This window comes from Streptomyces europaeiscabiei, from assembly GCF_001550375.1.
GTDB lineage: Bacteria > Actinomycetota > Actinomycetes > Streptomycetales > Streptomycetaceae > Streptomyces > Streptomyces europaeiscabiei.
In genome coordinates, this window is sequence record NZ_LRTR01000442.1 from 1 (window position 1) to 3,997 (window position 3,997).

The 3,997-nt window shown below is 73.6% G+C and carries 4 protein-coding genes and 1 pseudogene; all 5 read right to left on the minus strand.

Features of this window, described 5'->3' with window-relative positions:
* The coding region (locus AWZ10_RS21425) for an NAD-dependent epimerase/dehydratase family protein (RefSeq protein ID WP_159058313.1) at positions 1 to 321 on the minus strand (321 nt) is incomplete at its 3' end.
* A 3-nt stretch (positions 322 to 324) separates the two neighbouring features.
* The gene (locus tag AWZ10_RS21430; protein WP_046705434.1) at positions 325 to 879 is read right to left on the minus strand and encodes a GAT domain-containing protein; all 555 of its coding nucleotides are present in this window, start codon (positions 877 to 879) and stop codon (positions 325 to 327) included.
* On the minus strand, positions 876 to 2,621 hold the full coding sequence (locus AWZ10_RS21435; RefSeq protein WP_046705435.1) for a class I adenylate-forming enzyme family protein: 1,746 nt from the start codon (positions 2,619 to 2,621) through the stop codon (positions 876 to 878). Before AWZ10_RS21435 ends, AWZ10_RS21430 begins: the two co-directional genes overlap by 4 nt.
* Complete coding sequence (locus tag AWZ10_RS21440) at positions 2,608 to 3,516, minus strand: hypothetical protein (protein WP_060891835.1); 909 nt, start codon at positions 3,514 to 3,516, stop codon at positions 2,608 to 2,610. The genes AWZ10_RS21435 and AWZ10_RS21440 overlap by 14 nt, the downstream gene beginning before the upstream one ends.
* Positions 3,513 to 3,997: pseudogene (locus AWZ10_RS21445) on the minus strand (beta-ketoacyl-[acyl-carrier-protein] synthase family protein); the annotation flags it as partial. The gene AWZ10_RS21440 and the pseudogene AWZ10_RS21445, both read right to left, overlap by 4 nt.

Genomic DNA, 3,997 nt, shown 5'->3' on the forward strand with positions numbered 1-3,997 from the left:
GGCCGCGCGGGCCGCCTCGACCAGGTGGGCGGTGCCCTCGGTGCGCAGCAGCGCGGTGAGGGCGAAGGCTCCCCGCGGGTCGTCGCGCAGCAGCCGCAGGGCCGACAACTGGTGGACGACCACCTCGGGCCGGGCGGCCGACACCGCAGACAGCACGGCGTCACGGTCGAGGGCGTCGGCGACGACCACCTCGTCCGCCTCGGGGGCCCGGCCCCGGGAGCCCTGCCGTACGAGCGCGCTCACCTGGTGGCCCCGTGCCCGAAGGGCGCCCACCAGCGGATGCCCGACCACGCCGGTGGCCCCGGCGACGAGTACGCGCATGCCTCAGCCCTCCGAACCGGGTGCGACGGGGGCGCCGACCCGCATGACCAGACGGCACGCCCTGTCGCCGTCCCGCAGACAGCTCTCGGCCCGGTTCTCCGTGAGGGCCGCACCGAGACCCTCGGACCAGCCGGCGTGGATGGCGGTGCAGGGGCAGCGGTAACCCTCCAGCGAACCGGCCATCCGGACCATGGTGATCGCGAAGTTCCGCTTCAGGGTGAGCACGATCGCGTCGTCGTCCTCGACCTCGGTGGAGGCGTTGCGCAGCTCCGGCGGGAACATCCGGTCGCCGCAGTCGTCGTAGCGGCGGCGCAGCTCCTCCAGGTCCTTGCGGCGGTCGCCGGTGTCCGGGAGCGGCCCGTACAGCCGGGCGACCCGCTGCCCGACGTGCAGAGCGACCTTCCCCAGCGCCTCCGCGTTGATCTCGTTCGCGACCTCCTGCCCGAACCGCGCGGCCACCCCCTGGTACCAGTTGGCGTCGTGCTGCCACCACAGCCGGTAGGCCTCACTCGCGCGGGCGCGGTGATTGACGCCGTCGGCGTCGGGGTGCGTGCTCATGCGTGCTGCTCCTCGGCGGCGACCGTGGTGGCCATGTCGGCGGCGAACCGGTCGCGCATCACTCGTTTGAGAACTTTGCCGGTGGCGCCCTTGGCCACGTCCTCGGGCTTCATCCGCAGCGCCCGGGTCACCGGCGGGAACCCGGCGGCCGTCAGCACGGCGTTGACGCGCCCGGTCCACACCTCGTCGCTCTCACCGCTGTCCTCACCGCTGCCCTCGGCTCCGTTCCCGGTTCCGCTCTCGTCGGCGAGCTGGAGCAGCGCGTACGCCTCGGCCTCGCCGTCGCCGTCCCAGTCCGCGCGGACGCCGTCGGGGGCGACCCCGACCACCGTGCAGTCGGCGAGCCGGGGCAGCTCGGCCAGGAGCAGTTCCTCGGTGCGGGTGCTGAAGACGATCCCGGCGCGGGTGCGGACGGCGTCCGGAACCCGGTCGAGGTGGTAGAAGTTTCCCTGCTCGTCCTGGTGGGCGAGGTCGCCGGTGAGCCAGTAGCCGCCGAGCCGCATCCGGTTCCAGGTGAGCGAGTCGTTCCAGTAACCGGGCGTGAGCGTGGGCGACCTGAGGCCCAGCCGGCCGATCCGGCCGGGTGGCAGCGGGGTGCCGTCCTCGGCCAGCACGGCGGCCTCGGCGAAGCTGATCGGCTTGCCGACGCAGCGGGAGTAGGCCGAGGTGTCCTTGGTGTGCCGGTTGTGGAAGACGGAGTAGCCGGCCTCCGACGAACCGAGCCCGTCCACGAAGACCGAGCCGTCGACCCGGACGCGGCTCAGGTCCCGCCGGATCTCGACATGGCTGCCGTGCTGGACGAGCGCCCGGATGTGCGCCTCGTGCGCCGCGTCCCCGGTGTTGAACCACACCTGCACGCTGGACAGATCACGTGCCGTCAGGTCCTCCGCCGCCATCTCGCCGAAGGTCCCGGCGAAGGCCAGCACGGTCGTCGGCCGGAACTCCTCGACGGCGTCCAGCACGTCCGTGCCGCGCTGGCTGGAGAGCAGCTTGATGTCCGTGCGCAGCAGCAGGCAGTACAGCAGCGTCGCCACCATCGCGTTGTGCGCGCCCGGCAGTCCCACCAGCGTGCGCTCCATGTCGGCGCCGGTGGAGAAACGCAGCCGGTGCACCTGGGCGTACATCAGCGTCCGATGGGTGTGCGGCACGCCCTTCGGCATGCCGGTGGTGCCGGACGAGTGGGAGATGAGCACGGGGTCGGTCGGGTCGTGGCGGTACGGGTACGACGGCGGGAGCGACGCGCGGTGCTCCGGCCGGATGTCGGCGGCGGTCACACAGAAGCCGAGGCCGGTCCCGCCCTCGCGGCCCTCCGCCTCGTCGGCCAGCACCTCACGGTGTGCCTCGTCCGTGAAGGCGCCCACCGCGCCCTGCCGGCGGACGTACTCCCGGGCGATCTCCGGGGACAGGTTGCCGTTGACGAACGACGGGACGGCGCCCAGTGAGGTCAGCGCCAGGAAGTTCACCGCGAACTCGGCGGCCGAGAAGGAGTGGACGGCCACCGGGTCGCGGGGCCGTACGCCCCGGGCCGCGTACCAGCCCGCGTACGTCTCGACCACCTCGGACAACTGCCCGAGCGTCAGTACCTCGGGGTGGCTGCCGTCCGGTGCGCGCCAGGTGCCGTCGGTCCGCAACACCGGCTCGTCGAGAGGGCGTTCGTACGCCCGCAGCCGCCGCAGGACGTTGCCGGCGCCGAGTTCGGTGTCGGAGCAGATCCGCGCCCGCTCCTGCCTACTGATGAGCATGGGTCTCCGTCTCGATTCTTTCCGGGTGCCGTTCGGCGTCGAGGAGGAACGCGGGCGTCCGGGGTTCGGTGACCAGGACGTGGGTGCCGCCGTCCCGCAGCAGCCGCCGGTGGGCGGCGGCCAGGTCGAACAGGCCCCGGACGCTGCCGGGGTGCGAGGACGCCGCCGGCCGCTCGCCGTCGTACGTCCGCGTCGCACGGATGGTCACGGGGGCGCCGGCACCGGGGCGCCCCAGCAGGACGGCCACCGCCAGGGCGGCGGAGCAGGGGAGGTCCGGGACCGGGCGGCCGGTGTCGGCGGAGAGTTCCCGGTGCACGGCGGCCAGCCGTTCGCCGCCGCCCAGTTCCACGCCCGCCACCAGGACCTGGTCCAGCTCCGGGTCCTCCAGGAGGAGGTCCGCCATGGCCAGCAGTTCGGTCACCGGGTCGTCGAGGACGGACAGGCTGAACATCTGCCCGGTGATCCGGAACTCCCGGCTGATGTGCCCCAGCACGGAGTTGGCGGTGGCCTGCATGAACAGCAGCGGGTTGTGGACCCGCCCGGACACCACCCGCCGGCTCGCCAGATCGGCCGTGGTGGTGTCACCCATGAGGCTCGCCAGCGCCACCGCCGTACGGGAGCCTCCCCCACTCTCGGCTTCGCTCGAGCGGGAGGTGCCCCCACCCGGCCGCTCGGTCAGACACCGCGCCGCGACCTCGTACGCCAGCGGGCTGAACGCCGACTCCACGAACCCCGGCAGGCGCGGCAGCCGGATGTCGCCGTCCCGCCCGGTGCCGTGGGTCGCGGTGGCGGTGGTGAGGATGCCGAGGGGCGAACGCAGGGGTGCCTTCTCGGCCGACGCGGCCTCCCCGCTGCCGGCCGGTGCGACTGTCCCGCCGCTGTCCGTCGTCGTCACGGCCGCTCCAGGACGAGTGCGGTGTTGGCGCCCCCGAAGGCGGCGTTGATGGTCAGGGCCCGGCGGAGGTCGGCCCGCCGGGGCCGGTTCGGCACATAGTCGAGGTCGCACTCCGGGTCCGCCTGCGTGAAGTTGGCGGTCGGCGGCAGTACGCCGTCCATGAGGGCCAGCATCGTGATCACGAACTCCACGACACCGGCCGCCTCCAGGAGGTGGCCGGTGGTGCTCTTGGTGGAGCTGACCGGGATCGACTCGGCCCGCTCCGGGAGGGCGGCGCGCAGCCCCCGGGTCTCGGCGCCGTCGTTGTACTTGGTGCCGGTGCCATGGGCGTTGACATAGCCGAGGCCCGACCCGTCGGGGTCCCCGGCCAGCCGCAGCGCCTGCCGGGCCGCGCGGGCCAGGCCGACACCCTCCGGGTGCGGCTGCGCGATGTGGTGGGCGTCCGTAGCCGCGCCCCACCCGACCACGCCCGCCAGCGGGC

Bases quoted from the DNA above. Each gene is read 5' to 3' on its own strand.
- AWZ10_RS21430 (WP_046705434.1), bottom strand. From the start codon at position 879: ATGAGCACGCACCCCGACGCCGACGGCGTCAATCACCGCGCCCGCGCG.
- AWZ10_RS21435 (WP_046705435.1), bottom strand. From the start codon at position 2,621: ATGCTCATCAGTAGGCAGGAGCGGGCGCGGATCTGCTCCGACACCGAA.